The organism is Streptomyces nidicola, from assembly GCF_050106155.1.
GTDB lineage: Bacteria > Actinomycetota > Actinomycetes > Streptomycetales > Streptomycetaceae > Streptomyces.
This window is the reverse complement of sequence record NZ_JBNBPI010000001.1, coordinates 5,904,924-5,931,408: the sequence shown is the minus strand read 5'-3', so window position 1 is coordinate 5,931,408 and position 26,485 is coordinate 5,904,924. Positions and strand designations below refer to the sequence as shown.

Annotated in this window: 20 protein-coding genes and 1 tRNA gene; 7 read left to right on the top strand and 14 right to left on the bottom strand. The window is 66.3% G+C overall.

Annotated features, from left to right (window positions below; genetic code table 11):
* Positions 1 to 8: 8 nt before the first annotated feature.
* Together ACOKM3_RS26815 and ACOKM3_RS26810 are read right to left on the bottom strand one after the other, a co-directional pair.
* Positions 9 to 2,042 carry a YfjP family GTPase gene (locus ACOKM3_RS26815; protein ID WP_426906909.1) on the bottom strand — a complete coding sequence of 678 codons (2,034 nt, stop codon included), beginning with the start codon at positions 2,040 to 2,042 and terminating at the stop codon, positions 9 to 11.
* Positions 1,991 to 3,679: a dynamin family protein gene (locus ACOKM3_RS26810; protein WP_426903586.1), complete on the bottom strand. Its 1,689-nt coding sequence runs from the start codon at positions 3,677 to 3,679 to the stop codon at positions 1,991 to 1,993. The genes ACOKM3_RS26815 and ACOKM3_RS26810 overlap by 52 nt, the downstream gene beginning before the upstream one ends.
* A gap of 333 nt (positions 3,680 to 4,012) precedes the next feature.
* On the opposite strand from ACOKM3_RS26810, the gene ACOKM3_RS26805 reads away from it, so the two are divergent.
* Positions 4,013 to 4,085, top strand: a tRNA-Arg gene (locus tag ACOKM3_RS26805).
* Here the strand turns inward: ACOKM3_RS26805 and ACOKM3_RS26800 are convergent.
* From ACOKM3_RS26800 to ACOKM3_RS26780, 5 genes are all read right to left on the bottom strand, one after another.
* Positions 4,047 to 5,225: a recombinase family protein gene (locus ACOKM3_RS26800; RefSeq protein ID WP_426906908.1), complete on the bottom strand. Its 1,179-nt coding sequence runs from the start codon at positions 5,223 to 5,225 to the stop codon at positions 4,047 to 4,049. The two genes, ACOKM3_RS26805 and ACOKM3_RS26800, sit on opposite strands and share 39 nt — an antisense overlap.
* 817 nt (positions 5,226 to 6,042) lie before the next feature.
* Complete coding sequence (locus ACOKM3_RS26795) at positions 6,043 to 6,411, bottom strand: hypothetical protein (RefSeq protein WP_426903585.1); 369 nt, start codon at positions 6,409 to 6,411, stop codon at positions 6,043 to 6,045.
* 925 nt (positions 6,412 to 7,336) lie between these two features.
* Positions 7,337 to 7,747 carry a type II toxin-antitoxin system VapC family toxin gene (locus ACOKM3_RS26790; protein WP_426903584.1) on the bottom strand — a complete coding sequence of 137 codons (411 nt, stop codon included), beginning with the start codon at positions 7,745 to 7,747 and terminating at the stop codon, positions 7,337 to 7,339.
* Positions 7,734 to 7,952, bottom strand: coding sequence for a hypothetical protein (locus ACOKM3_RS26785; RefSeq protein WP_426903583.1), 219 nt, complete (start codon positions 7,950 to 7,952; stop codon positions 7,734 to 7,736). Before ACOKM3_RS26785 ends, ACOKM3_RS26790 begins: the two co-directional genes overlap by 14 nt.
* A gap of 122 nt (positions 7,953 to 8,074) precedes the next feature.
* A complete protein-coding gene (locus ACOKM3_RS26780) occupies positions 8,075 to 8,542 on the bottom strand; it encodes an ATP-binding protein (protein ID WP_426903582.1) in 468 nt (155 codons plus the stop codon).
* A 189-nt stretch (positions 8,543 to 8,731) separates the two neighbouring features.
* Here ACOKM3_RS26780 and ACOKM3_RS26775 point away from each other — a divergent pair, with 189 nt between their 5' ends.
* From ACOKM3_RS26775 to ACOKM3_RS26765, 3 genes are read left to right on the top strand one after another with little or no spacing between them, the layout of a single operon-like run.
* Positions 8,732 to 9,586 carry a helix-turn-helix domain-containing protein gene (locus tag ACOKM3_RS26775; protein ID WP_426903581.1) on the top strand — a complete coding sequence of 285 codons (855 nt, stop codon included), beginning with the start codon at positions 8,732 to 8,734 and terminating at the stop codon, positions 9,584 to 9,586.
* Between the two features lie 9 nt (positions 9,587 to 9,595).
* Complete coding sequence (locus ACOKM3_RS26770; protein WP_426903580.1) at positions 9,596 to 9,790, top strand: DUF397 domain-containing protein; 195 nt, start codon at positions 9,596 to 9,598, stop codon at positions 9,788 to 9,790.
* Positions 9,787 to 10,011, top strand: coding sequence for a DUF397 domain-containing protein (locus ACOKM3_RS26765; RefSeq protein WP_426903579.1), 225 nt, complete (start codon positions 9,787 to 9,789; stop codon positions 10,009 to 10,011). The genes ACOKM3_RS26770 and ACOKM3_RS26765 overlap by 4 nt, the downstream gene beginning before the upstream one ends.
* 104 nt (positions 10,012 to 10,115) lie before the next feature.
* Here ACOKM3_RS26765 and ACOKM3_RS26760 read toward each other — a convergent pair whose 3' ends face one another.
* The 5 genes from ACOKM3_RS26760 to ACOKM3_RS26740 form a co-directional block, all read right to left on the bottom strand.
* Entirely contained in the window at positions 10,116 to 10,655 is a 540-nt protein-coding gene (locus tag ACOKM3_RS26760) for a hypothetical protein (protein WP_426903578.1), read from the bottom strand.
* Between the two features lie 54 nt (positions 10,656 to 10,709).
* A complete protein-coding gene (locus tag ACOKM3_RS26755; protein WP_426903577.1) occupies positions 10,710 to 11,672 on the bottom strand; it encodes a hypothetical protein in 963 nt (320 codons plus the stop codon).
* 133 nt (positions 11,673 to 11,805) lie between these two features.
* Positions 11,806 to 15,282, bottom strand: a complete 3,477-nt coding sequence (locus ACOKM3_RS26750) for a DUF499 domain-containing protein (protein WP_426903576.1) — start codon at positions 15,280 to 15,282, stop codon at positions 11,806 to 11,808.
* A 33-nt stretch (positions 15,283 to 15,315) separates the two neighbouring features.
* On the bottom strand, positions 15,316 to 18,000 hold the full coding sequence (locus ACOKM3_RS26745; protein WP_426903575.1) for a DUF1156 domain-containing protein: 2,685 nt from the start codon (positions 17,998 to 18,000) through the stop codon (positions 15,316 to 15,318).
* 50 nt (positions 18,001 to 18,050) lie between these two features.
* Positions 18,051 to 21,578 carry a helicase-related protein gene (locus ACOKM3_RS26740; RefSeq protein ID WP_426903574.1) on the bottom strand — a complete coding sequence of 1,176 codons (3,528 nt, stop codon included), beginning with the start codon at positions 21,576 to 21,578 and terminating at the stop codon, positions 18,051 to 18,053.
* A 925-nt stretch (positions 21,579 to 22,503) separates the two neighbouring features.
* Here ACOKM3_RS26740 and ACOKM3_RS26735 point away from each other — a divergent pair.
* Together ACOKM3_RS26735 and ACOKM3_RS26730 are read left to right on the top strand one after the other, a co-directional pair.
* The gene (locus tag ACOKM3_RS26735; protein WP_426903573.1) at positions 22,504 to 22,689 is read left to right on the top strand and encodes a hypothetical protein; all 186 of its coding nucleotides are present in this window, start codon (positions 22,504 to 22,506) and stop codon (positions 22,687 to 22,689) included.
* Entirely contained in the window at positions 22,686 to 23,582 is an 897-nt protein-coding gene (locus tag ACOKM3_RS26730) for a hypothetical protein (protein ID WP_426903572.1), read from the top strand. The genes ACOKM3_RS26735 and ACOKM3_RS26730 overlap by 4 nt, the downstream gene beginning before the upstream one ends.
* 306 nt (positions 23,583 to 23,888) lie before the next feature.
* On the opposite strand, the gene ACOKM3_RS26725 is transcribed toward ACOKM3_RS26730, so the two are convergent.
* Both ACOKM3_RS26725 and ACOKM3_RS26720 read right to left on the bottom strand, forming a co-directional pair.
* Positions 23,889 to 24,308 (bottom strand): hypothetical protein, encoded by a 420-nt coding sequence (locus ACOKM3_RS26725; RefSeq protein WP_426903571.1) that lies wholly within the window; start codon positions 24,306 to 24,308, stop codon positions 23,889 to 23,891.
* A 439-nt stretch (positions 24,309 to 24,747) separates the two neighbouring features.
* Positions 24,748 to 25,977, bottom strand: coding sequence for a pyridoxal phosphate-dependent aminotransferase (locus ACOKM3_RS26720; RefSeq protein ID WP_426903570.1), 1,230 nt, complete (start codon positions 25,975 to 25,977; stop codon positions 24,748 to 24,750).
* Between the two features lie 267 nt (positions 25,978 to 26,244).
* On the opposite strand from ACOKM3_RS26720, the gene ACOKM3_RS26715 reads away from it, so the two are divergent.
* Entirely contained in the window at positions 26,245 to 26,466 is a 222-nt protein-coding gene (locus ACOKM3_RS26715) for a hypothetical protein (RefSeq protein WP_426903569.1), read from the top strand.
* Positions 26,467 to 26,485 lie beyond the last annotated feature (19 nt).

Genomic DNA, 26,485 nt, shown 5'->3' with positions numbered 1-26,485 from the left:
CCTGTGTCCTACCCGCGGGTTGTGGACAACCCGGTCACTCCCCCGGCCACCCGTACGTACTGCTCCCGCACCTCCCGGTACCGCAGCAGCTCCGCCGCGACGGGATCCAGCACCCGCGCCCTGCCACAGGCCGCGGCCGCGTCCCTGAGCCGTCGCTCGGCCTCCTGCCCGTACCGGCGCGCCGGCCCCCTCGCCGCCATCCGGCACGACCACTCCACGCACGGCCCGCCCACGAGCCCCGTGAGCACCAGCAGCAGGGGCACGCCCAGATTCGTCGAGAAGCCCCCGACGACCTGCCCCAACAGCCACAACACGCCCAGAACTTGCAGCAGCGTCATGGCCACCTGGGCGAACACCGCGACCGGCCACCAGCCGGGCCGCGGCGGCCGCCCGGCCCCGTACTCCGTCTTGAGGTGCTCGGAGGCGGCATCGGACGCCAGCTCGTCGAGCGCCTCGGGCAGCCCGTCGCCGCCCCGCGTCGCGGCCTCCCGCACGGCCTGCCCCCACGCCTCGGGCAGCCCCGTCGCGGCGGCGTCGCCGACCACCCGCACCGCGTGCTCGACGCGCTGCCGGGCCGTGACCTCCTCCTCGTCGGCGGAGACCACGGGAACCGTGACGGCCGACCCGGCCGCGCGCCGGTCCTCGTACCAGCGCCAGAGCCTGAGCCACGGGGTGCCGCAGGCCCGGTTGGCGCCCCGGCTCCACTCCCGCCCGGCCGCCTGGCCCGCGGCGGCCGCGCCGACGGCCTCGGCGAGCCGGTCCGCGAACTCCTCACGGGCCTCCTCGCTCAGCCCGCTCTGCCGCCCGGTCGCGTACACCTGCTTGAGATGATCGGCGGCGGCGTCGACGTCGGCGCCGATCCGGCGCGCGGCGGCCCGGCGTTCGGTGGTGACCTGGTCGAGGCAGTCGCGCAGGTCGTCCACGCCCTCACCTGTGAGGGCGGAGAGCGGCAGCACCGTGGCACCGGGCTCGCCGTGCTCGCCGAGCGCGATGCCGTCCTCGTCGAGCAGCCTCCGCAGATCGTCCAGGACCTGCTCGACGGCCTCGCCGGGCAGCCGGTCGACCTGGTTGAGCACGACGAACATCACCTCCGCGTGCCCCGCCATGGGCCGCAGATACCGCTCATGGAGCATCGCGTCGGCGTACTTCTCCGGGTCGACGACCCACACCACGGCGTCCACCAGGCCGAGCACCCGGTCGACCTGCTCACGGTGTTCGAGGGCGGCGGAGTCGTGATCGGGCAGGTCGATCAGGACCAGCCCGTCCAGCGCCGTCTCCCCCTGCGGCCCCTGCGCGGGGCGCCTGCGCGCACGCCCGGGGATCCCGAGCCGGTCGAGCAGCCCGGCGGCCCCGTCCGTCCAACTGCACGCGATCGGCGCGGAGGTGGTGGGCCTGCGCAGCCCGGTCTCCGAGAGCGGCACGCCCGCGAGGGCGTTGAACAGCGTCGACTTCCCGCTTCCGGTGGCCCCCGCGATCGCGACGACCGTGTGCCGCGAGGAGAGCCGCCGCCGGGCCGCTGCCTCGTCGAGCACCTGCCCCGCCTCGGCGAGGGTCGTCCCGTCGAGCCGGGCGCGCGAGAGCCCGACGAGCTCCCGCAGCGCGTCGAGCCGCTGCTTCAACTGCCCGTCGTACGTCCCCGATCCGGCCGGCACCGCCACCTCGCCGCCCTGCTTGGCGACGCGCCGCGCGATGAGACCGTCGTCCCAGGGGGTGGACTCCGTACGCCCTTCGGGAATCTCCACGTGCGAAGTGGCCCCGACGGCCCCTTCGGAGGACCCGGAGGACGATGCGGCTTCCGGTGCTTCCGGTGCGGGGGCATCGCCGAGCTCGTCCGCGAGATCCGTCAGTTCGGAGTCGTCGACGGACCTCGCGTTCTCAACGAAGTCGTCGACGGAACTCGTGTGATCGACAGGCCCCGTGTTCTCAACGGAGTTCGTGGAACCGGCTGGATCCCTGGGATCGGTCTGATCCGTGACGGCGGACAGCGCCCTCACCTCTCCTTCTGCAGCAGCGAAAGGGCCGCGATCAACTCGGCCTGGGATTCGGGTGTGATGTCGAGCGCGTCGAGCGGCGCGAGCCGACGCTCGCGTTCCGCACCGAGCACGGTGTCCAGATATTCACTCAGGAGCTCTCCACCGCGATCGCGCAGCCGCAGGGCACCCTGGGCACCGATCCGCTCGGCCAGGTTCTCGCCCGCGGCCTTGCCCCGGCGCCCGCCGAGCAGGCCTGTGGCGACGAGCGCCGCGACCGCCTCGGCGTCGGGCGGCGAACTGTCCATGGCCTGGGCGGCGGCCCGCGCCTCGTCCTCCGCGTACTCCTCGAGCACCCGCCGCCAGCGCCGTACAGCCAGCCCGATCCGCTGCTCGACGGTTTCGGACCCAGGCTCCTGCCTACGTAGTTCCTTGGCACGCGACCCGGGTTCGCGACGCCAGGCCTCATCGACCCGTTCATCGGCCGCGGTCACCGCACATGCCAGCAACGAGCCAAGACTCTCCACCAACGCGTCAAGCAGCTCACCGGCCCCACAGTCCGCCGGATAACTCCGCCAGTGCTTCAGCGCGTTCCCCGAGAGCACACCCCCCTTCCGCAAACGCTCCACTACGCGCGCGTGCTCGGCCTCGTACGCGTCCTCGACGGCGGAGGTGAGCCGGACCATGGCGGAGTGCTGGGCGGCGACGGCCGCGGCCAGTTCGGGCATCCGGGCACGCAGCGAATCGAGCGTGCCGCGGGCGGTACGGGCCACGGCGCGGGCGCGCGCGTCGGAGTCCTGGGCGCGATGGGTCAGCCAGGCGCGGAGCGGGGCGACGGCGGTGGCGGGCAGCAGCCCACCATTGCCGGTCGACTCCGGCAGCTCCGGAACGGTGAACCGCGGCACCTCGCCGAGCCCGGCCTTGGCGAGCAGCGCGCCGTACTGCCGGGAGACCTCGGCGACGACCTGGTGGGGCACCCGGTCGAGCACGGTCACCAGGGACGCGTCGTACTCCTTGGCGGTACGCAGCAGCCGCCACGGCACGGCGTCGGCGTAGCGGGAGGCGGTGGTGACCATGACCCACACGTCGGCGGCGCTGATCAGCCGCGCGGCGAGCACCCGGTTCTCGGCGACGAGGGAGTCGATGTCGGGGGCGTCGAGCAATGCGAGCCCGCGCGGCAGAACCCCGGAGGTCTCCACACGCAAAACCCGCTCTTCCTCACCGGAAGCGAGCTCATCCCCGTCCTCTCCCTCCCCTTCCCCTTCAAGCCCCCCATGACCCGCATGACCACCACGCGCACCATGCCCGCCATGCTCGCCATCGGCTTGCTTGGGCATCCACACGCGCGTGAGATCGGGCAACACCCGCATCCCGGAGAACCAGTGGTGGTCATCCGGATGGCAGACGAGGACGGGAGTACGTGTGGTCGGCCGCAGCACCCCGGCCTCGCTCACGACACGCCCCACGAGGGAGTTCACGAGCGTCGACTTGCCGGCGCCCGTTGAGCCGCCGACCACGGCGAGCAGGGGCGCTTCGGGAGCCCGCAGGCGGGGCACCAAATAGTCGTCGAGTTGTGCGAGCAGCTCGCCGCGGTTGGCACGCGCGCGTGGCGCCCCCGCAAGCGGGAGCGGAAAGCGCGCGGCGGCGACACGGTCGCGCAGCGCGGTAATTGCGTCGAGCAGCTGAGGCCGAACGTCCAAGGTCACCACACGTGAAGAATGCCCAATTTTGGACGCTTTATGAAGCATATGACCGCGTCTGCGCGCCGATAAGTTACGCGATAAGGCACAGGAAGCACACAGCGGGACGGAAGGGGCGACTGGGGGCGCAGGCATAACGAGTGCACAACACCCGAGGCGTATGAAGCCAAAAGCGCTGCAGGATTCGTACCTACCTGCGATTATCGGGACCGCTTCACTGAACCTCCACATCGTGCCGCGGAGGCGAAGCAGCAAGGGCAGGGACCCGGGAGCCCTATCCTTGTCCCCGGCAAGGTCACGGATCACCCCACATCCCCCGACCAAGCCACCGGCCACACACCGGCCCCCGTAGCTCAGTGGATAGAGCAGGCGCCTTCTAAGCGCTTGGCCGCAGGTTCGAGTCCTGCCGGGGGCGCTCAAATCCTGGCTGGTCACCGTGCGCGTGGCCGGGTGACGGCATGACCGTGCGGCGGGTCAGCTCACCCAGATCGGCGGCGAGCGCGGCCGGAATCGTGACCGTGAGCCCGATCTCGCGGTGGATCCGGTTGTAGCGGACCTCCAGCCGGAATGCGTCGTAGAGCTTGCGTTGAGCGGCTTCGGGCAGCTCCGCGAAGCGGGTGGTGAGGACGGGCAAGAGGTTGATGAGCTCAGAGTCTGAGAGCCCTTGCCGAGCCTGCCCGCCGGGCACGGAAGTCTCGGCCTGGAGCAGCGTGCCCAGCTCTGCTGTCAGGGCGCGACGTTCAGCGTCGAGCCGGTCGTAGCGCGAGCGGATTCCCTGGCGGAACGCCCTGGTGGTCTCAGGGTCTCCGTTGCCATCTTCCTCAGCGAGCTGGTCGAGCAGGGCTTCCTGTCGACATCCCAGCACCGCGACCTGTTCACGAAGACGGGCCACACGGTCGGCAGTCTTGTCGTCCACCGGCCCCGGGCACTGCTGCGTCCCGGCTTCGGCGGCGAGCTGGGCACGGAGGTACGGCTCGCGGTCGGGGCCGAGGACACGCTCGGCAAAGAACCAGTGGACGGCTCCGAGAAGGATCTTCTCGCTGACCCAGAGGGCTTTCGGGTGCCGATCGAACCAGTCGGCCTTGCTGCGCCGGAGTTCGTCGCGATAGCAGACGTAGTGCGCGTGCCCCTTGCTGACTTTCCCGAACATGCGGCGGTCGCACAGCGCGCACACGACGTACGAACGCAGCGGGTAGGTACGGGTGGTGGCGGGATGGCTGTTGGGTTCGGCACCGCTGCGAGAACCCTGACGCCCCCGATAAGCCCAGACGTCGTTGAACAACTCCCGGGTGACGAGGGGTTCGTGCACCGGTTGCGGCGACCAGACCCATTCGGAGACGGGGTTAGCACGGTTGCCGCGCTTCTTTCGCGCCTTGCGGTTCCAGACCTGGTAACCGGTGTACTTGGGGTTGGTCAGGATGCCGCGCACGGACTGCACGGTCCAGTGGCCGACGGTGGCGTCGTCGCGGTTGGCGGCAGGGGGCGGGCACTTGTCCAGGTGACGGTTGAGGCGCTCGGCGATCGCCCGGTAGCCGAGACGTTCGAGTGCCCTCATCCGGAAGATCTCGGTGACCACCGGTCCACAGACCGGATCGGGCAGGAGTCGGTGTTTGGTTCGCCCTTCGGCACGGCGGGCCGGCACGGGGTGAGGAACGCGGTCGGCAACGTAACCGTAGGGCGGCTTACCGACGTTCCAGCCCTGTTGGGTGTGCTCGATGAAGCCGTCCCAGGACAGCTCCAGCATCTGCAGCACGTACCACTCGGCAACGGCTTGTTTGACCCGGCGGGTGAGGGTCGGAGTGGCGCGCTTGGCCTTGCTGTTGGTCATGATCGGTTCGTCGGCGGCACACAGTGCGACACCGTGGCTCTCAAGCTCGAACTCGATCTTCGTACCGAAGTACGTGCGCCGCGCCACACGCTCAATTGACTCGCAGATCACGGCGGCGAACCGACGGTCCGGGCTCTTGGCCTCGTCCAGGAGATCGGCGATGCCGCCGTCACGTGGGATGGGGATGCTGAAGTTCTCGTGGGCGTGACCGCGCCCGCGGGCGGCGAGATCCTTGCGCCCGGACTCGACGTCGTAGAAGTGCGCCACGATGACCCAGCCGGGCGGAAGCGCGGCGCGGGCGTTGCGGAGCTGGCGGGGCAGGGAGAGTGTCGGGTCCTGAGAGTCCTCGGTAGAGGTACGGCCGAGCCACGCCACCGGCACTGCGGCCCTGGTCAGCGCTTCATCGGGCACGGGTGGGCCCCAGGGAGTGCCTGGGGGTGCGCCCTGCACGAGCGGGTCCGGTGCGTGGGCGGGTGAAGCCGACGGCGTTGGCGGTGGCGTCGGTGGCTGCGGCGGTTCGTTCATCGTGCCTTCTGTCTCTTGTCTAGCGGTGGTCGGCTCTGTTGTTGTCCTCGTTCGGCTCGTTGCCGCTGTCTCTTCGCCCGCTGCGTTCCGGTGTCTCCGGTTCATCGCTGTGGGATGGGCAGGTCAGGGCGTAGCGGAGGGCTGCGGCCTGACGTCTGGCGAGCGCTTCACCGTCGCCTCCTTCGACGAGGACGTACTGGACCGTCACGGTGACCGGTGCGGCTCGACGTGCCTTCTGCACGTGGACCGGCACGGAAACTGATGTGCCGATATCGGTGCCGACGGACGCCGTCGACGATGGACGCTCCACGCGGCGGGTGCTGTCAAGCGCGGGCACGGAGTCGCTCGGATCGTCGCCAGCAGGGCGGCTCTTACGCGGCACGGTCATGTGTTCCTCCGCAGCGAGGTGAACGATGCGGGCGAGTATGAGGGCCCTCGGCGATCGAGATGCACGATGTTCGGGTCACACCTCCTATGGAGAAAGAAGCAGCCGATCGTGCCAAATGATCACTCGTAGTTGCGTTCCCCTGGCTGCGACGTCGACCACAGCAGATCGGGCAAGGTTCATCCGCCGATATGCAGGCTGGCCCGGATTTCCGTGGCAGATCGGCCCCTGAACAGGGAAGCAGGGGCGCCGCGGGTGCTCCCTTCCAAGTGGGACGCCGGACGGGACGACCGTGATAGGAGCAGGGGCAGGACGGCGCGCAGGCCAAGCAGGCTGTCCGCTCCGCCTCGCTCGCAAGCCCGCCGGCGGAATCCCCCAGCAGCCAGGCGTTCTTCCCATCCCGCATCGGCCAGCGCCAGTGCTGGCCGATCCGTGCCGCCCAGGTCGATCTGGATCTGTCCGTAACCGCCGCAGGAATCCCGCTGGCGCCGACGACGCGGTCGAACCCGGCTCCCTGCCGGGCGCTTGCCGCACCGACGTGACAGCCCCGCACGCAGGCCAGCATCGCCGCACGCAACAGCAGTAAATCGCCTGCCGACAGTGAACGTCAGCCATGCGCCGACTGCGCCGTTACAACCCGGCCCGGGTCGTCATCCACGTAGATCGGAAAGCTCATCTGCACCGATATACCGATATACAGTCGGCCCCGCCGGCTTGCCACTGACACCCGCCGCGACCTGCGAACGCCCGGTAGTACAGGCGTCGTTCGGGTATCGCTTCCAAGTACGACACCGGAAACGACACCCGGAACGATGGGGGAAGCGACAGGGCGACCGCCGACAGGCGCCTCCATTGGCTCAGCACTGGCTCGCTGCCGCCGTGACCTGACCACATTGGTGACCACGGCCGCGGTCACTGCCGAAGCCGCTCACGGCAGCAACGTGAACGCCGGGACATGGGACGGCGTGACCGCCCGGAAATGCCGGTGATCCAAGGTGGCCACCTCCGTCGCCTTCAGGCGCTCCGCCGTCGCGATCACCGAAGCATCCGCAATCCCCAGCGGAAAGCCCCGATAGCGGCGCACCAGCTCCACGATCCTCGCCATGTCCTGGCCGTCGGGAAATACCTGCGTCAGATCGCCGCCGGCCACGGACTCGACCAGGTTGATCTCCGCGTCAGCCCCGACGTACTTCCCCACCAAGTAGCAGCACTCGGTCAGCACGTACGGCGTGACGAGCAGCTCACCGTCGTACGACTCCAGCAGATCGGCACACCGCTCGTGATCCGGATCGTTGCGGTTGAGGAAGGCGACCAGCGGTCCGGTATCAACGATCAGCATCGTCCTCGCCGATCTCCTCCCGGGCGATGTCCTTCGCCCGGGCTCCCAGATCGGTCGGCGGGCCGTCGAAACTCCGCAGTATCCGGAACCGGCTCGGCGCGGGCTTCACCAGACGCAGCGCATGCCGCCGTACCTCTTCGGCCTGCTCCGGCTCCAGACGGTCGATGAGCTCGTGCAGATCGCTGTAGTCGTACGCCGACGTCATGACGCTGCCCCTTCCTGCGCGGAACACGTCCACGATAGCGCCGACGACCGACCCCGGGCGGGGCTCGCGCTGCACCATCCGGCCAGACGGTCGCTCCCGGCGGGACGCCGTGGAGGCTGCGGTCACCGGCACAGGGCGGACCCGCTCCCCGCACCGCCGCCCCGCCGGCCCGCGCCCCCGCACTCGGCCCACAGCAGCTTCCCGCCCCGCCCGTCCGGGAACGAGTACGCACCCCAGTCATCCGCGTAGGCCCGCACGAGAAACAGCCCGCGCCCGCCTTCCGCACACGCGTCGGCACGCGGCGCACCCCGCTCGAACCCTGCGGGAACCTTGGGGTCGTCGTCCCAGACCGCCACGCGGACCCGCCCCGGGTCGAGGGCGCCAGGCCCCAGCCGCAGCGCGTACGGGCCGGCGGTGTGCAGATGCGCGTTGGTCAGCAGCTCAGACCCCAACAGCTCTGCTTCCTCAGTGAGTTCGCTCCTACCGTGTGCTTCAAGGACCAGACGGAGCAGACCGCGGGCGATACCGGGGGCGCGTGGATCATGCGGCAGTTGGATGGTGTAGGCCCAGGGTGGGGATACCTTGTCCATGGTGGTTCCCTTGTTTCGAAGGGGAGTTGGAGGTTGCCCAGTGACCAGGTCGCTCCGTCGAGCGGGGTACTTCTGGGTGAGGCGCCGGGACCGAAGGTAGCGGCTTCGGGTATATTCTTCACCCCAGTTCGCTCAATAATTACTGCGGCCACCCGTGTGGGTGACGCGACAGCACGGAGGAACGACGGCATGCCCGTAAGGTCCACCCCGACGGCCCGCCAACTCCGCTTCGGCGCCGAACTCCGCAGACTGCGTGAACGGGCAGGACTGACGTCGACGGACGCCGCCCGCCTCCTGGGCATGAAACAGGCTCAGGTCAGCAACATGGAGACGGGCCGCCTGGGCGTGAGCGCCGAACGCGTACGCACCCTGGCCTGCCAGTACGAATGCCCCGACAAGAAACTGATCGATGCCCTCGCCGGGATGACCGGAGAGCGCAAACGCGGCTGGTGGGAGGAGTACCGGGACATCCTCCCGGCGGGGCTGCTCGACCTCGCGGAACTGGAGCACCACGGAACGGCGCTGCGAACCGCCCACACCGCCGGCATCCCAGGACTGCTCCAGACCATGGACCACGCCCGCGAGGTCTTCCGACAGGTCGTGCCCGAGCTGTCACCGGCCGAGGTGGAACATCGCGCCTCATTCCGGATCAAGCGACAAGCGGTCCTGTACAGCAGGGCCCCGCAAGTCCCGTACCAGGCGGTCATCCACGAGGCCGCCCTCCACATGCGCTTCGGCGGCCGAGACTGCACCCACCAGCAGCTCAAGCACCTGCTCAAGCTCGGCGAACACCCCAACATCTCGATCCACGTCATCCCGTTCGACGCCGGCGGCTACCCCGGATCGGGACAACCCATCTACTACGTCCACGGCCCCGTGCCCGAACTGGACACCGTGCAACTCGACCAGTCCCACGGCCCCGCGCTCCTCGACGCCGAGTCCCAACTGGCCAAATACCGCACCGTCCTTGACCGGCTCATGGCGCTGAGCCTGATCGAAGTGGAATCACGCGCCCTGATCCACCACATCCTCCAAACCACCTGAGAGGCACCGATGGCCGAGCTCGACAACTGGCAGAAGTCTTCCTACTGCGGCGAGGGCGAATCGTGCCTGCACGTCGCCGCCAACTCCGCCACCCTCGTGCACATAACCGAGTCCGCCGACCCCAGCGAATCGATACTCACGGCCACGCCCGACGCCTTCGCCGCCCTCCTCTCCATGGTCAAGCGGAAGGCGGCAGCCCGGTGACCGAGGACACTCCCGAGGAGCTCACCTGGCAGCGGGCCGTGCCCGACGACGCAACAGGCCCGGGCCCCTGGATCGAAATCTCCCTTGGTGATGGCGACTTGGTGTACCTGCGCGAAACCTCCGCCCCCCACGTCGTCGTCACCACGACACAGGCCAAATGGGACGCCTTCGCACATGGCGTCCAGGCCGGAGAGTTCGATCACTTCGTCAAGGAGGTGTAGCGACTAGCGCCGCCCCACCCGGCCCCCTCCACCTCCCTACCTCGACATCGGCCAGGCGGTTAGGTCTGCCGCTACAGGATTCGGGTGACGCATAGCCGTGCACTTCAGGACCCGGAACGCGTCGCACCTGGATTCTGGTCCGCCAGATCCAGGTCCGACGCGAAGAGCACAGCATTGAACAACCAGACCAGCCGAAGGGCACGTACAGACCCCAAGATCAGAGCAGTTTCCACCAACCAGTGGACGCCGCCTCCATCGCCTTCTGTGACGTCCAGGATCGTAGCCAGCAGGCAAGCACCCGCGATCACCAGAGTCGCCGACAAGATGCTGACCCAGTTCCGCCGGAACTGGGATGCGAGGTGTTCAGCTGCCCTTAGAGCCCTCATACGCTGCCCCGACGCAGTCGAATACTGCGCTATCGCCGCAATCACGAAGCTGCCAACAATTGCGACCACTGTGGCACCGGTCGTATAGATCTCCAGTCGCTGCTCGAGCTTCGGCTGCCCCAGCAGATCGCCGCTACCGCTCCATTGCACCCACGCAAAGTGCGCACCGACGAAAACGATGACTATCAGCCAGTCCAAACTCGGCTTGGAGCGCCACTTGTTGAGCAGTCTCCCCGCCCCGTCCCCAATGCCAGGCACCGCGAATCCCCCTGCGCGACCAGTAAGAACTACTTCTCCCCGTCGCGCCTCAGCCTAGACCTCGGCACTGACAGCGGCCCTGAGAGTGCGCTCGTGCTCCAGTGCCACGCGGGCCAATTCAGTCAGGGCTACGTGGAGATCTACAGCGTGACCATCCGTCGCCTCAAGAGGCACTCTGCACTTCGCCGTGATGCGCTCCGCCACAAAGTCGATCTTTTCGTCGTTCGCCTGCTCGTGCCACTCCTCCACGTGTGCAGCCGCCCGCGCCGTATGCACCGCGTCCGAGTTGTCGAGCCAGTCACCGATATCGGCGGACAGGGCGTTCGTGGAGTCGAGGAGCTGACGCTGCCCCCTCGATCTCCGGCGCGGCCAGCTCCACCTGCGCTTCTTCGGCACTTCCAAGGTCAGGGTGATGACCATGTCCGGGTAACTCGCATGCATCTGGCTGAGCGCGGATCCGATGTCGGAGCTGCTACGGAGCGCCGAGGGGCTGTCGTACGCCTCGGGTTCCACGCGAATCGTGAGACTATCCACCGCCACTGCCCGAGCGAGCTTGTCACGGGACCGCGCGTCGACCACCGGACGCAGCTGAATCTCTTCCCCAATGAGGTTCATGCCGTTGAGCCAGCGCTGCAAGGCTCGAACCCTGGGAGCTGAAATCCCGCCGCTCATCGTGGCGATGACGTTCCCGAACCGCAAGAAGTACAGAGTCGTCACGTCGACCAAGCCACGGTTCGCCGCCAACTGCAGCTGGCTGAGCGACCCGTCATCGAAATTGATCAACTGCGGGGCATCCTTGCGGACCTTCACCAGCAGCAGGTGCGGCGCCGGCTGTAGCGGGTCAACAGCACCGATCAGCGTCTCTCCACCGGCATTGACCGTCCGATCTGCAACCGGCAGATCCCTGATGCCCTGGAGCCTCTCCGCCCACCCGCGATGTTCCATGCGCGCGCGGGGAGCCTTCGCGTCCACGATCTCGTAGAAGTGAACTGTCCTGTCCCGGTTCCGTGCAGCCACCAACACTCCCCCGTCGCCACTGTGATGATCAGGTTAGCGTCGCAGTTGCAGGCGCGGCGGCCGGTTCCAGAACTTCTGCAGAACGCACACTGCGGCCGCCGCTCCCACGCGACGGCCGCAGCCCCCGTCGCTGCTACTCGATCTCGAACTCAGCGTTCAGCTTCAGGGTGTTGGCGTTCTCCTTGAGGATCCGAACCTTGTCCTCCGGGAATCCGTCGGCCCGCTTGGCCTGAATCTCAATGCTCACTTCGACGTCGGTCCCGATCAGGTCGAGGTGCTGAAGGATCTCCAGGACGTACTTGCTGGCGTTCTTGCTGTACTGCTCAGGGGTGAGTTGCGCGGTGGCGTAGAAGCGCGTCGGGATCTTGGGGAGTGCCGGCTGCTCCGCAACTTCGCTCGCTGGAGTCCTGCGGTTGTTCTCGTCGACGCTGACATTGACGGCAGACGTTCCACCCTGCTGGACAGCGGGAGTCGCGACACTCGCGCGCTTCTCAGCAGCGGCCTCTTCATCCTGCTGACGCTGGATGAGTGCCTTGTCCACGCGCACCAGGAGGGTGTCGTCCGTAATCTGGCCGAACCGTGCATTCCCTCCCGGAAGCACAAGTCCTTGGTACCGACACGTCGTCTCGTCGTACCCCGTGGCGAGGGCGAAGCCTTCCGTCTCCCACGTCACCATGGACAGGACATCCTCGATGCTCTGGTCGAGCACCCTCCGGTTCACAAGGCGGTACATGTACGGGAACGCCGTCTGGAGCTCCCAGAGGCGCCCCACACTTATGTGCCCGTCTTGATCCCATATTCGAGACAGCGGGCCAGTGAGCTTCTGGTACAGCAAGGACGGGGCTTGCAGGAGGTACAGCATCGCCTCGCGCTTCAGCTGCTCGGCTGTGCGTACTGCTGCATCAACCGCATGGCCGGCGTCCACCTTCTGCTGTTCCCAGCTGATCGGCTCACCCGGGATCTGCTCCGGCACGAGTACCCAGCGGTACGTGTCCCCGATACGAAGCGCGACCTTCTCATCAGCCTGGCCACGCCGGGTCTCAGCCTGTCGACGCTGGCTCTCGGTGAGATCCAGCTCAAGCTGCCTGTCCAGCACCTTCTGCCAACCGAGGTACTCACGCACGGCCTCCATGAGCGTGCCGAGTTCCTTCTTGTCGGGCGCGAGGAAGACCAGCATGTTCTGATGCTTGCGATTGCTCGACCCGTGCGAAGACAACAGCTCCTTGGCGAACTGCTGGCCGGGGCTATCAGGTCCGGCCTTCCCTCCGGCGCACACATGCTTCGGGTGGAGAAGTACCAGCCGTGCCTGGTCCACGTCTGGAACATCCTTGGTGTGCTGCGGTGCGATGTGCACCGCCCCGAAGTCCCCTCGCCGGTTTTGAATCGGCGTGAGCCGCCGGACAATCTCCGCCCAGACGTCGTCGTTCCGATCGAGGAGTCGGTCGGCTTCATCCTTCGCGGTTCGCGTGATGTTGGCGTGCGTATCGAACCAGTAGCGGTCCGAGTCGCTATACAGGTACGTCGATCGGTCCGCCAGCGCGTTGAGCGCCGTACGGAAGTTGCCCAAGGTGTCGCCGGGAATCGCCATCCCGAGCCGGATGTACGGGTCGGACAGCCCCTTCTTGGCGGCGTTGACCGTGGGGGCAGAGCCCATGAAGACGGTACGTGCGATTCGGCGGCTCACCGCTCGCTGCCCGAGGACCGTCTTCTCCTGGTCCACGGAGACCGGCGTTGAGTCCGGCCCATCGACGTCGGTGTCGATGATCGGCTTCCAGCGGTCCGCCAAGTAGTAGGTGAGCTCGCTGACTACACGGGGATCATCCAGCGGGACATCACCCGGCATGATCATGGGGCTCTTGTTGTCGTTCTGCCAGAGCGCATGAATCACAGCACTCATCAGCCGAAGCACACCGCGAGTGCGCTGGAATCGGTCGAGCGTCGACCAGTCCTCGTAGAGGCGGCTGAAGAGCTCGGGATGGATTGGGTACGTGGACTTGATCCGCTTCTCGTACTCAGTCGTGTCCACCCCGGCCGGGAAGTCCGACTTGTTCATCCCGTAGAACTTCGCGAAGAGGCGGGCGACCTTGTTGGTCTCCACCTGGGCCTCGCCGGAAGGCGTCTCGAAGAGGCGGCGCCTGACGATTTCGAAGGACTCGTCCGAGCTGGCGGGGCTCCACGCATCCGCCTTGCGGTGGATCACGCTCTGGAGCCGCTCCAAGGCGATCTGGCCGGCTTCTCCGCCGATCTCCGCGGCATCGGCCGTCGTGTCGTTCCCGTTCTCCTTCTCGGATGCGGGGATAGACATCACCAGCTGCGCACCTGACACCGCCTCAACCGCTTCGGTGAGGGACTGGGCGAACGAGAAGTGTGTCTCGAAGGTTCCACCAGCAAGGTTGTCATTGGCGATCAACTGCCGCGCGTAGACGACCCATTCGTCAATCAGGACGAGACACGGCGAGTACGCCGCGAGCAAATCCTGCAGCAGCTCAGCGCCGGGACTGGTGCGGTTCTGGTCGGACTCGGCGATCAGGTCGTACGCCTGCCGGCCACCCAGCTGCCAGGCCAGCTCACCCCACAAGGTGTTGATCTTCGTGCCGTCCGGCTTCACCTCGGCCTGCGCCGGAGCGAGCGCCGTACCGACGAGCACCGCGCGCCGGACCTTCTCCTTCGGCAATGCCTTGGCAGGTGTCGAGGCTATTAGCTCCTGCATTTCTTGGGGCAACCGATGAGCCTCGAGTCCGGGCGCGAAGACGTGATAGAGCGCCAGCATCGAGTGCGTCTTGCCGCCGCCGAAGTTCGTCTGGAGGTTCACCGTCGGTGAGGCGTTGTCATCACCGGCCATTCGGCGCAGCGACTTGTTGAGCAGGTCACGCAAGCCCTCGGTGAGGTACGTCCGCTGGAAGAAGGCTTCCGGCTCCGTATATTCCGGAGCGCCTTCACCCTTCGCGACCCGGTGAAGGTTGGCCGCGAACTCGGATGCGTTGAACCCACCGCGCGCTACATCTTCGTGCGGGACGAGAACCTCTCGCCACGGCTTGAGCCCCTCGGCAGGGATGCGCGGCATCGCGGCCAAGCGCCGCGTCTTCGACCTCGTCTCCTCCTGGATCATGGTGCGCTGGAGGTCGACGCGTGACTTTCGGAGCTGATCGACGAGTTCGTCCGGAGCACCAACAGCGGCAAGCAGGCGTTCCGCCGTGTCGAGGGCGCGCACTGTGTCATCCGAGGAGAACTTTGCGTTGTGGGCCCATCGATTGCGAACGTCATTGACTTCGCTGGCGTACCCGCGAACGGCGCCCGGAAGGGAATGACGGAAGTAAGAACCCCAGTAGCGCTGCAGCAAGTTGAGCAGGAATTGAGGGTCACTCTTAGACGCGAGGCTGCGCCCCTTCGCCCGCTCCTCAACCTCGGCATCCTCGAACCACGTATCGCCCTGACGCTTGACCATCTCTCGCTCAATGAGCGGGAGCAGCCCGTCAGGCAGCGCTCGGACCATGTGTCCGACGCGGTCGTGGTTACTGAATGCCATGGTTTCCGTATTCCTGTCTTGTGTCGTTTCCGTGGCGTACGGAGAGAACTCGCTATTTCCGCGCGCCGATTCGTCGCTCTGCATGCCCGCCCCCTGAGTGCCTTCCGGCATCACGCGTTAGAACATCGTGTCTTCTATGACCTTCACCTTCTGCCGATCGGCAGCACTGGCCTCCGCCTGCAGGTCCTGCCACGAGCTGGTGAGGTTGTTGAACCATCGTTGGCTCTCGGTCCAGCCTCGCTGCTCGCAGACGTTGTGCAAGAGGTAGGCCAGCCCCTTCACCGCGTCTTCATCGATCTCCGATCGCGCACGCGCGGCGGCAAGGTACTCACCTGCCGCATCGATCCCCGCGCCTACCCCCCTCCCTTCAATGAGCCGGGACAAGTGCATGGCCACCGCCCACACGGTGATCCGATCGTCAGCGGCTGGATCATGGTCGGAGGGAAGGGCGGCAGGCTTGATCAATGCCGCCTTGCCAGCCGTGGACTTCGCAACTCCTGCATGACTCAGGCCGCGAACAGAGGTGTTGTAGCGGTTAGCCAGCTTGTCGGCCTCACCAAAGTCCGCGGTCTCCCATTGATTTTCCTCGAACCACTTGATGCACCATCGAGTATCGGCGTCGAAGTCCACCTCGTACTCCGAGAGCAAATCATCGAGCGCCTTAGCAATGAGGGAGAGCGCAGTGCGTACACGCATCGCGGAGCCATCAGGTTCAGTTATCCGCGCGTACCTGGAGAAGATCTCCATGCCAGGTCCGATGGCAGCCTGACCGAGATCCACAGCCGGAATGGAACTCTGCTGCAGGGGCCTTATGCGCTCTGGCAGCTCACGCCGCAATGCCTGAAGAAAACCGCGACGGTCTATTGCTTCAGCATCGACCGGACGCGGCCTACAGATCAACACAATATATGAGGCCACAGCATTAGAATCGATACCGCGCTTACGCGTGCTATTTGTTGCATGGAGAGGCCATGCCCCGACAACACTCAGACCAGCATTGAGTATCGCTTCGAGCATGGCGTCCCACGCCGAGGAGGCCAACCCACCTTCGCTCTTTTCTTCCTGTCGATGCGCATAAACAACCATCATTGGAAGGTCCGCGCGGGATGACACCTTCAACGACGAGAACACTTCGGTGAATCCGTCAATAAAGTACCTCCTGGCCTCTTCGGGGTTTCCATGGCGGGACGGCTCAGCTATGAGTTCTTCTGCTTTTGGCGTCGCCATCGTCCCGAAGAGGTCGGGATGGAGGTCGCGTGCCGCCCTTCGGAGCCAGACGTAGAAGTAGTCGCTCAAATCTGCGTAGGGGATCTGAGCGAAGTACGGCGGATCAGTGGCGATCAGGGCCTTACCCGGCTCCACGAGGGAGCTCGCTGAACGCGCATCGGCTTGAACCGCCAATCCGACGGAAACCCCGCGTGATAGCGCTTTGAGCCCACCAAGAATGCTCGCAACTTGAGCACCCCAACTACCGACCGAGCTACCTAGTGGATTCGCCTCCGCGAAATCCCAGGTCATAGGAAGAATCGACTGACCAAATCCAGGCTCAGCTTTTGCCGCACCATTTCGAGAATCTATCCTCCAGCGAGTTTGCGAGGAATTCGACTGCGCCAATTTACCCACAGCGACGGCAAGTACCGAGCCGATCGCTTTAGCTTGGGCCTCGCCCCCACCGTCACGCTTAACCCACTCGGGAACATTGGCTACTGCATCAGCGAAAGCATTCAATGCGGCAACTTGACGGGGCGTATACAGGTCCGAATGCTTCGTGAATCCATAAGGCTGCACACGAAAACCAAGCGCCTTCTTCGGGAACTCCAAATCTGGCGCATCATCAGGCATTGGGGGGGCGGTGGTCACATCGGGGGATTCCTGCTCGGCCACGAAATGCCGACCCGCTTCCCAATCCACTGCGATCGCCATCAGCTGGATGGACATACGACCCTCGGAACCTGCCGTACGAATTTGCTTCTCATCCATCAAATTCGCGCAAGCCACGCACGTAAACTTGCCACCACGCACGGACTTGGTCGCTGCGGGCACATCAGCATCGAGGCCCAGGCCGATCTCAAATCGGACGCGCCCCTTTTCAGGAATTGGCTTCAGCCACGCTTCACGCCCTTTCTGCTTACTGAGCCAGGAAGAGCTGTACAAGGGGACATCGAAGCCGCAGGCTGGGTTGCTGCACTGGACCGTTCTCGCCCAAATCCAGGCAACTATCTCCCCGCCTTTCGCCTGCTCGTATAGCTCACCGATCTCTGCTTTGACCTTTGCCTCGACGCGCTGCGCGTAGTGTTTGACGTCCGCCAACAGCCCAGCCATGGGGTCTACCTCTGTCCCTTCGAATCCCCCGTCGTCGCCAGATACTGGCGGTTTACCCATCACTGCAGGTACGAGCTGAGTCTCTACCCGAGTCACCAGGGTCGGCACAGGGTTGAGGTCGCTCGCCACGGTAGGGAATCCGAGCCGCTGTGCTTCGACCAAGGTGGAGCCTCCACCGCAGAACGGGTCAAGCACTGTGGGGAGTTCTGCCTCCTGCTCAGCGAGTACCGCCTTGGCCTTCTTCAGGGCCTCTTCCGATGGAGCTGTCCCCTTCTCCGGAACCAACCCCTCGATAATCTTCAGCAGCTCCGCGCGTCGCTCTTCGTCATCCGGGTCATCCACAACTGCCGCGAACAGGAGGGCCCGCCAAGCAGGAGTCGGCATCGGAGCGAACCACTTGTGGATGTTCTTGATCGTGCCGACCTTGCGGTCCTTGTCTGCCTTGCTGGCCTTACTGATGGCCTCGGTCGGCAGGGCCACCTCGATAAGCTTCCGCCTGCGCGGTGTCTTCCCATTGCCTATCGCACCGCTCACAGCGGGGTTCCTCCCTTGGTCCAGGCGTCCGGCCACGACAGCAGGAGCCCCTCGGCTTTCAGATCCCCGAACTCGGTGTCGGAGAACGCGTTACGTAGATAGCGCACCTCGTCGTGCCCATGCCCGTCCTGATGGACGGAGACGAGAGCGAGGCGATGTTGGTCGCCGCGGTTCTTGGCGACCAGGATTTCGTTGCGGCTGATGTAGAACTCCTCCGCGCCCGCCCGGCGGCCCTTGACCTCGATGTGGATCAGGCGGCCGTCCGGCGTGAGCGAGCGGATGTCGTACCCAGGATTGTTGTGGGCCATCTCCTCTGGGATTCGGCCCAGTTGCTTCTCTGCGCGGAGCACCGCCGCTACTGCACGCCGGTCGGTTTCGTACCCGTCGGTGGCGTGGAGCGATGCCAGAGAGTCGTCATCAGCCGCTCCGAGCGCCGCGGCCAGCCAGCCGATCGGCACCACGAGGGCGTGCCCCGCGACCACGGGGGGCTTAGCCTGGAGCGCAGCGTCCTTATCCAAGTCGGCAAGGCGCCTGTCCCGACGGACTTCCAACTCCTCAGCCCATGCCCGCGCCTTTTCGGGGCGATGCTTGACCCTCTTGCCCTCAGCGATCTTCTGTTCAAGGCTGCCGGCCTGCGCATGCCAGTAGTTAATCTCTTGCTTGAGCCGCTGCTCCACCTGGCCCCGGGTGCGCTCAATGAGCGGAAGCAGCCTCCCTCGCGTGGTGGCGAGATGCTCCGGAACCGCTTCCCGGATCGCCCAGTCCAGGGCGCGAGCGCTTCCCCCGTCACGGAGCCAGTCCTCGTCCAGCAACGGCTTGACGGACTTGGCCTCCGCAGGAGTCGGCGGACGGTAGTCGAGGTACGGAGCAGGCCCCGCGTTCCGGGCAGACCCGTCGGGCAGGAGCTCAGTGAAGGCGAAGGTGCGGTCTACTGGGCGGCGATGGCCATCCAGTACATCTTGGGCCAGCGCGACCAGGAGACGCGGCTGATCGTTTGAGTCCGACGCATCAACGAGGACCGTCCCCTCACGGAGAAGCTCTCCATGCTGGTTCACGGTCTCGTTGAGAACTGCGTCAAAGAGCGGATGCCCCGGAGCAATCAGGTCGGCGCGCGGCTTACCGGACAGCGTGATGCGCTCGCGGTCGAAGCACACCCGCTCGTACTTTCGCTGCACGACACCGCCCAGTCCTCCGCCGAGGCGCCCGGTCTCACGTAGAACCACTGGCACGCGCGTGATCTCGTACCGCCCGCCCTCCCTGGCGCGGAGCTGGCCTCCGAGACGGCCGAAGGCGTCACGGAAGAACGCCTGCACATAATGCGGGTGGAGACGACGGGCTTGGGCTTCTTCCATCCGCAGCCGTACTTGGTGGACGTCCTCCATGCCCATGACCTGGGCGTCGAGCGCCAGCCCCTTGATCAGTTCGACGGCGCGCTCACCGACTCTGGCGTCGATGACATCGTCGAGCCGGGACTGGACCGCGGGGTCGTCGCCGTACCGGATCGCCTCAACGAGGAGCTCGCGCAGCGGCTCGCCCTCGAAGATCTCACCGAGGACGTTGTAGACCTTTCCTTCGTATGCCTTGCTCTGCTGCTCAATCTTGTCGAGCAGCCGCTGGAAAACCTGACCCTCACGCGTGTTGTCGGCTACGAGGTTCCAGAGGTGACAGACCTCGCTCTGACCGATTCGGTGAATACGGCCGAACCTCTGCTCTATGCGGTTCGGGTTCCACGGGAGGTCGTAGTTGACCATGAGATGTGCGCGCTGAAGGTTCAGGCCCTCGCCAGCGGCGTCGGTGGCAAGAAGGATCTGGACATCCGGGTCCTGGTTGAAGGAGTCCCTGATGTCTCGGCGCTGCTTGCGGGGTGTTCCACCATGGATGGTGACGACAGCCTCAGGGCGTCCGATCAACGAGCGGATCCGTCGGCCCAGGTACTCGAGGGTGTCTCGGTGCTCCGTGAATATGATGAGCTTGCGCGCGCGGCCTTCGGCGTCACGCATGTGTTCGTTGTCCTGGAGCAGGGCCGAGAGCTCCAACCACTTCCGGTCCTCGCCGAGGGCCAGCACCCGCGAAGCGAGTCGCTCGAGGTCACGCAGGCTGTCGATCTCTTGGTCGAGCTCGGCGATGGTGAGCGCCGCCGAGGCCGAGTCAACGACGGTCTCTTCCAGGTCCTCGAGCTCTTCTCCAGAGAGCTCCTCCAGCTCGCTGTCCAGGGACGCAGTACCAGACGGCAACACAGGAAACAGAGGCTCCGCCACGATGCCGAGCTCGACCTGCTGCTTCGCGGCCTGCATCTCGTCACGCCGGGCTTCGAGACGCCTACGACGTCGCTCCAGAGACTTCCCGATCGCCTCCGGGCTGGATGCCAGCCGGCGCTGGAGGACAGTCAGTGCGAATCCGACCTGATTGCCGCGGCGCCCGTCGAGCCGCTCTGCGCGGTTCATTTCTTCGCGGACGTACTCGGTGACGCGCTCGTACAGCTCCTGCTCAGCAGGCGACAGCTCGTACGGAATGGTGTACGCGCGTCGCTCCGGGAAGAGCTTCTTGCCGTCGAAGGTGAGGAGGTCCTCCTTGACCATGCGGCGCATCAGCCCGGACGCGTCGTGCTGGTGGACGCCGTCCCGGTATTTTCCAGTGAAGCGATCGCTGTCCAGCAGCGCCATGAACAGCTGGAAGTTCTCCTCCAGGCCAGCGTGCGGAGTCGCCGTCATGAGGAGAAAGTGCCGGGTGATCCCGCCAAGAAGCTGGCCGAGAAGGTACCGCTTGGTGGTCTTGAGCTCGGCGCCGAAATAGCTGGCGCTCATCCGGTGCGCCTCATCCACGACGATCAGGTCCCAGGCCGACTCGCCGAGCTGCTCCTGGAGCTCCTCCGATCGGGAGAGCGAGTCCATGCGGGCGATGAGGCGCGGATGCTTATCGAAAACGCTGCCGTCAATGGTGGTGTCGATGAGCTGCTTGGTGAGGAGCGTGAAGTCGAGGCCGAATTTCTCGAGCAGCTCGTCCTGCCACTGGTCGACGAGTCCACCGGGGGCCACGATCAGGCAGCGCTCCAGGTCGCCGCGGAGAGCCAGCTCCTTGATGTAGAGGCCAGCCATGATCGTCTTGCCCGCGCCGGGGTCATCTGCCAGCAGAAACCGCAGGGGCGTACGAGGCAGCAGCTCGTTATAGACCGCTTGGATCTGGTGCGGGAGCGGGTCGAGGAGGCTGGTTGAGACGGCGAGCATCGCGTCACCGCGGGCCGCCATACGAATTCGCAAGGCTTCGGCGGCGAGGCGGAAGAGCTCCGGGTCCGCGCTGAAGATCTGCTGTCCAGAAGGGGCAGAACCGGGGGCGAGCCCGTCCTCGTGCTCGCGGTAGAGGATCGTCTCCTCGACCGTTCCGTCTGGACGACGGTACGTGACTTGAGCGGCGGCGCTGCCGAACATCTGCAAGGCGACGATCACGACGTCCGTGCCGGGAACAACGCCAGCCACGGAGGTACCGGGTGCGAGGTCCTCCAGCTGGAGGGCGCGCGATGCGGGCATGCTCCACCTCCAGTCAGCGACGTTCATCACCCGTCGAACGATTATCAAACTCACAATGTTTGCGATCAAACCGGACCCGAGTACCCCCACCATCCGGGCCCATGCACACAATGCGCCAGCCGGGGTGCTCCACGCGAGCCGTTGGCGACTCCTACTTCGACAGGCAGCGGCGCGGCTCGCCATGGACGCGACGACTGGCATACGCGAACCGGGCGGGCGTGCTTGGGTAGCTACTTCTCGATCAATCGTGGAACGTGCAGGTCAAATGGGTTCCTGTTGGAGTGAACTTCCAGAAGAAGCGTGAGAGCAGGCCACCGGCTCTACGAAACTTGAGGCAGCTCACGCCTGCCCCGGGTGATGTCTGCGGGACCCGGTGGCGTCGCCATGCCAGAGGATCGCGATATCGCCGTCGCCCGCAGCGGCCAATGCTTCACCAGCTTCATTCCCCGAAGAGCTGCTCACCGCCTGAACATAGCCGAGGGCGAGCATCACTTGAGCAGACTTAGTCCTTCGGGCCGGAGCACGAGTTCGCCCCCTCACGACTCGCCGTCACCAGCGGACCCAGGCAGTCCGACCGGCGCCATCCGCCCCCGCCCCTCCACCCGCACCGCCGCCCAAACCCGCAGTTCACCCCCACCGACCCCACCCCCACGACCAGCCAAGTTCGCTGGCTCCCGCCGGGGGCGCCTTTCTAAGGCTCCGCTTCGGCGGGGCCTTTTTGCTGGTCAGAGCGGGTCTCCTTGAAGACACGACAGCATCGGGCCCTCCCCCGAAGATCACGGGAGGGCCCAGCCCTGTCCGGCTGCCACCGGGTTTCTGCGGGTGGCTGCGGTAAATACGCGGTGGAGCATCCCGGCGGCGACTCAGGCGGCGCCGGACAGGTCGGCGTCCGGAAGCGCCTTGTCCACCCCGCCGCAGCGGCAGGGTGTACCCCGACAGCGGCGATGGCATCGTCAAGCTCGATGCGAACGAGTACGCGGCGCTGAAGGAGGTTTCCAAGGCCAAGGGCGACATAAGTGCCGCACCGCAGCTGACCAGAAACCCACGCTTTACGAATAACCCGGGCATCGTCGACAAGGCCCTCGCCATCTACAACGGGACATACCAGTGACGTACAACCTCCTCACCGTGGAGCCCCTGGCCTATCCAGCGATCGTCCGGGCCCTGGCCCACGCACTCGACGTACCAGTCCAGGACGTGGACGTTGCGGGCGAGGACTTCGATGCCGACCTGCGGAACTGGGAGGCCCCCGTCCTGTGCGACGTGCGCTCCCTGGAAGGCGATCTTGCGTTGGCTCTGGACGTCTACGTCCAGCCATCGGTCCAGTCGCAGCCCCCTGAGGACCGGTTGGCCGCCGCCTTCGCCCGCACAGCACCGGCTACCGTACTGTTCTCCGCCGACGAGCCACGGCCCAGCGCCTACAGGTTGGCAGCCCAGGACGGCACCCTCACCCGTGCCCGCCTGCTCGACCCCGACGACGCGGATGCGGAGGACGAGGGCTACACGATCGACGCCATCGAGACACCCGTCGCGCAACTGCCACACGTTCCGGTCACCCGTCTCCCCGAGGTGGTGTGGGATGCGCAGGCAGCCGCGCCGTCTCCGCTCACCGACAAGCTCAGGAAGGACCTCAAGGCAGCTGACCCGGTCGCCTACGAGACCGCCGGAACCCCCCTGTGGCTCGCGCACACGAGCCTGGCCGCCTGGGAGAAGCTCGTCGACACGATGCGGGACGACTGGAAGCCATCAGGCTGGTATCCGGCGGACCTGTACCGGACGCGCTTGGAAGCCCGCGACACGCTCGACGCCACGCTGCCCCAACTCCCAAGCGCCGTCCAGCTACTCATCACCACCGTCCTCGAACCACTCGACCAGCACTTCACGGCCATGACCGTGCCGGATGACGGCTCGCTGCTGACATACCTGGAACAGGCCGGCGGCAAGGGGCCTGCGGCCCCACCACGTTGGTGGTGGCAACGTCGCCCCGGGGCGTTGCCCTGGTAATCGCGCTGGCACGCTGCCCGCGCCCCCGGACAAGAAGCGGCTCTTCCAGCACGTCGCCGTGGCGCGGCCGACGCGAAGAGCGGGGCCGCCGAGCCGACCGGGCTAACGTCCTCGTCGTCTCAAACTAGTAACCACTGGACCTAGTGCACAGAATCGTCAGCTCCGAAAGAGTTGACCATGCAGTACTGGAAAATTACCTGGCACACGATTTCGACCACGCCCCTGTGGTTTTCTACAGCGAGATCAGGGACGACGACCTGCGCACACGCTCGGGACCGAAGCCGCCACGTCGAGTCGTGGACGCGGTCAAGCATTGCGGTTCGCCCACGGAGTGGGGCGCGGCGGGAACCACTCGTCGGCGATCTCGTTGACTCGGTCGTCGGAGACCGCCGGCGCCCGGTGGTTGTGCGTGCGGATGTGGGCGTGGAAGTCATCGGGGATCACGGCGTGGTGGCGTCGGATGTAGTGCTCGAGGTCCACCGGCCAGACCCAGGTGCCGTCGGTGCGCAACGAGCCGGCTCCCCCGATGTACTCGTCGCCGGTGAGCGCGTCCTTCTCTGCACCCATGGTGCTGAAGAACTCCACCCCACCCTTGAGGTAGGACAGCACCTGCTCCTCGTCGGGCATCGCGGGACGGTTCACGGCTTCGACGAGGGACTCCGAGTACATGGCGGGGTCGGCGTCCTCGTTTCCCTCCCGGAAGAACCCTGCTCGCAGTACAGCCATGTCCGTGTCTTTCAGTTGGCGAGGGGAAGGAACGTACGCCAGTATCCCCCGCGGTCGATGAGCGGTTCTTGGACGCCGAGCCTTGAGTCGACGCCCATACGATTGGTGGGCGCCGTGACGGGGACGCCGAGGTCATTGGCCACCGACTGGGCGAGAGGGTTGTCCCCCCGCGCCGGATGGGTTGACGTGACCGACGACGAACACCTCGTCCCTGGTGCCGTGGACGACCACGAGCAGCCGGCGCAGCGCACCGAGATCTCCAGGTCGGAGCAGGTGCATACGTGATCAGCTGAACCCTCTTCCAAGCGCCTGGCCGCAGGTCCGAGCCCCGTCGAAGGCTCCCTAGCAAGAAGGCCCTACTCCGGTAGGGCCACTTTGCTGGGCAGGGGCGGACGGCCTCTCGATGGCTCGTGGTGGAGGCCGCCGCCCGCGCGTGGTGTCAGGCCCCCGCCTCCGCGAGGAGTTTCTGGAGGCGGGTGAGGCCCTCCGTGAGGTCGGCGTCGCCGAGGGCGTAGGAGAGGCGGAGGTAGCCCGGGGTGCCGAAGGCTTCGCCGGGGACCACTGCCACCTCGGCCTCCTCCAGGATGAGGGCGGCCAGGTCCACCGAGCTCCGGGGGCGCTTGCCGCGGATCTCCTTGCCGAGCACGCCCTTCACCGAGGGGTAGGCGTAGAACGCGCCCTCGGGCATCGGGCAGACGACGCCGTCGATCTCGTTCAGCATCGGGACGATCAGGTTGCGGCGGCGGCCGAAGGCCTCGCGCATCGTGGCGACGGCGGACAGGTCGCCGGAGAGGGCGGTGATCGCGGCGGCCTGGGCGACGTTGTTGACGTTCGAGGTGGCATGCGACTGGTGGTTCGTCGCGGCCTTGACGACGTCCTGGGGGGCGATGATCCAGCCGACCCGCCAGCCCGTCATCGCGTACGTCTTGGCGAGGCCGTTCACCACGATGCACTTGTCCCGCAGCTCGGGGACGAGCACCGGCAGGGAGTGGAACTCCGCGTCGCCGTACACCAGATGCTCGTAGATCTCGTCGGTCAGCACCCACAGGTCGTGCTCGGCGGCCCAGCGGCCGATCGCCTCGACCTCGGCCGCGCTGTAGACGGCGCCGGTCGGGTTCGACGGGGAGACGAAGAGCAGCGCCTTGGTCTTCTCCGTGCGCGCCGCCTCCAGTTGCTCGACGGTGACCTTGTAGTCGGACCTCTCGTCGGCGACGACGTCGACGGGGACGCCGCCGGCGAGGCGGACCGACTCCGGGTACGTCGTCCAGTACGGGGCCGGGACGATGACCTCGTCGGAGGGGTCGAGGATCGCGGCGAAGGCGTTGTAGATGGCCTGCTTGCCGCCGTTGGTGACCAGGACCTGCGACGGGGCCACCTCGTAGCCGGAGTCGCGGAGCGTCTTGGCGGCGATGGCCTCGCGCAGCCCCGGCAGTCCCGCCGAAGGCGTGTAGCGGTGGTTGGCCGTGTCACGGCAGGCCGTCACGGCGGCCTCGACGATGTAGTCCGGGGTGGGGAAGTCGGGCTCGCCGGCGCCGAAGACGATCACGGGACGTCCGGCGGCCCTGAGCGCCTTGGCCTGGGCATCCACGGCGAGGGTGACGGACTCGGAGATGGCGGCGACCCGGGCCGAAATGCGGCTCTGGGACTGGGGAGTTGCGGCTGCGGTCATGGGCGGAAGCCTTGCACCCGTACGACGCGGGCGACAATGTGCGGCCGTCCCTCATAGGACGATTTGTGAACTTCGGGGGTAATGCCCCTGTGTCGCGTTACGACAGGCGCAATCAGGACGGTCGCCCAGCATTGCTCTTCGCGCCGCGCCGACCTGAACATGAGTGACGTCCGAGCCGGTCGCTCCTTTCCGCAACGGGCACCTCACCGCGTTTTCCCGGGATATCGCCGTCCCGGTGTCCGCCATGCCAGAAAGCGACACACCACCATGCCGAGCCGCACCCGAACCACCCCCCGAGCCGTCCCCGGCAGCACCTCCCGTATCGCTCTCAGCCTCGCCGCTTGCCTCTCGCTCGCCCTGGGCGCCGTGACGCTTTCCGGCGGGCTCCTCCCGACCTCCGCCGAGGCCCGCAGCCAGGCGCTGGAGCAGGCGACGTCGCAGGTGAGCGCCTCCGTCTCGGCGTCCGCAGACGACACCGGGTGGGGCTGAGCCGAACGCCTCGGGATCC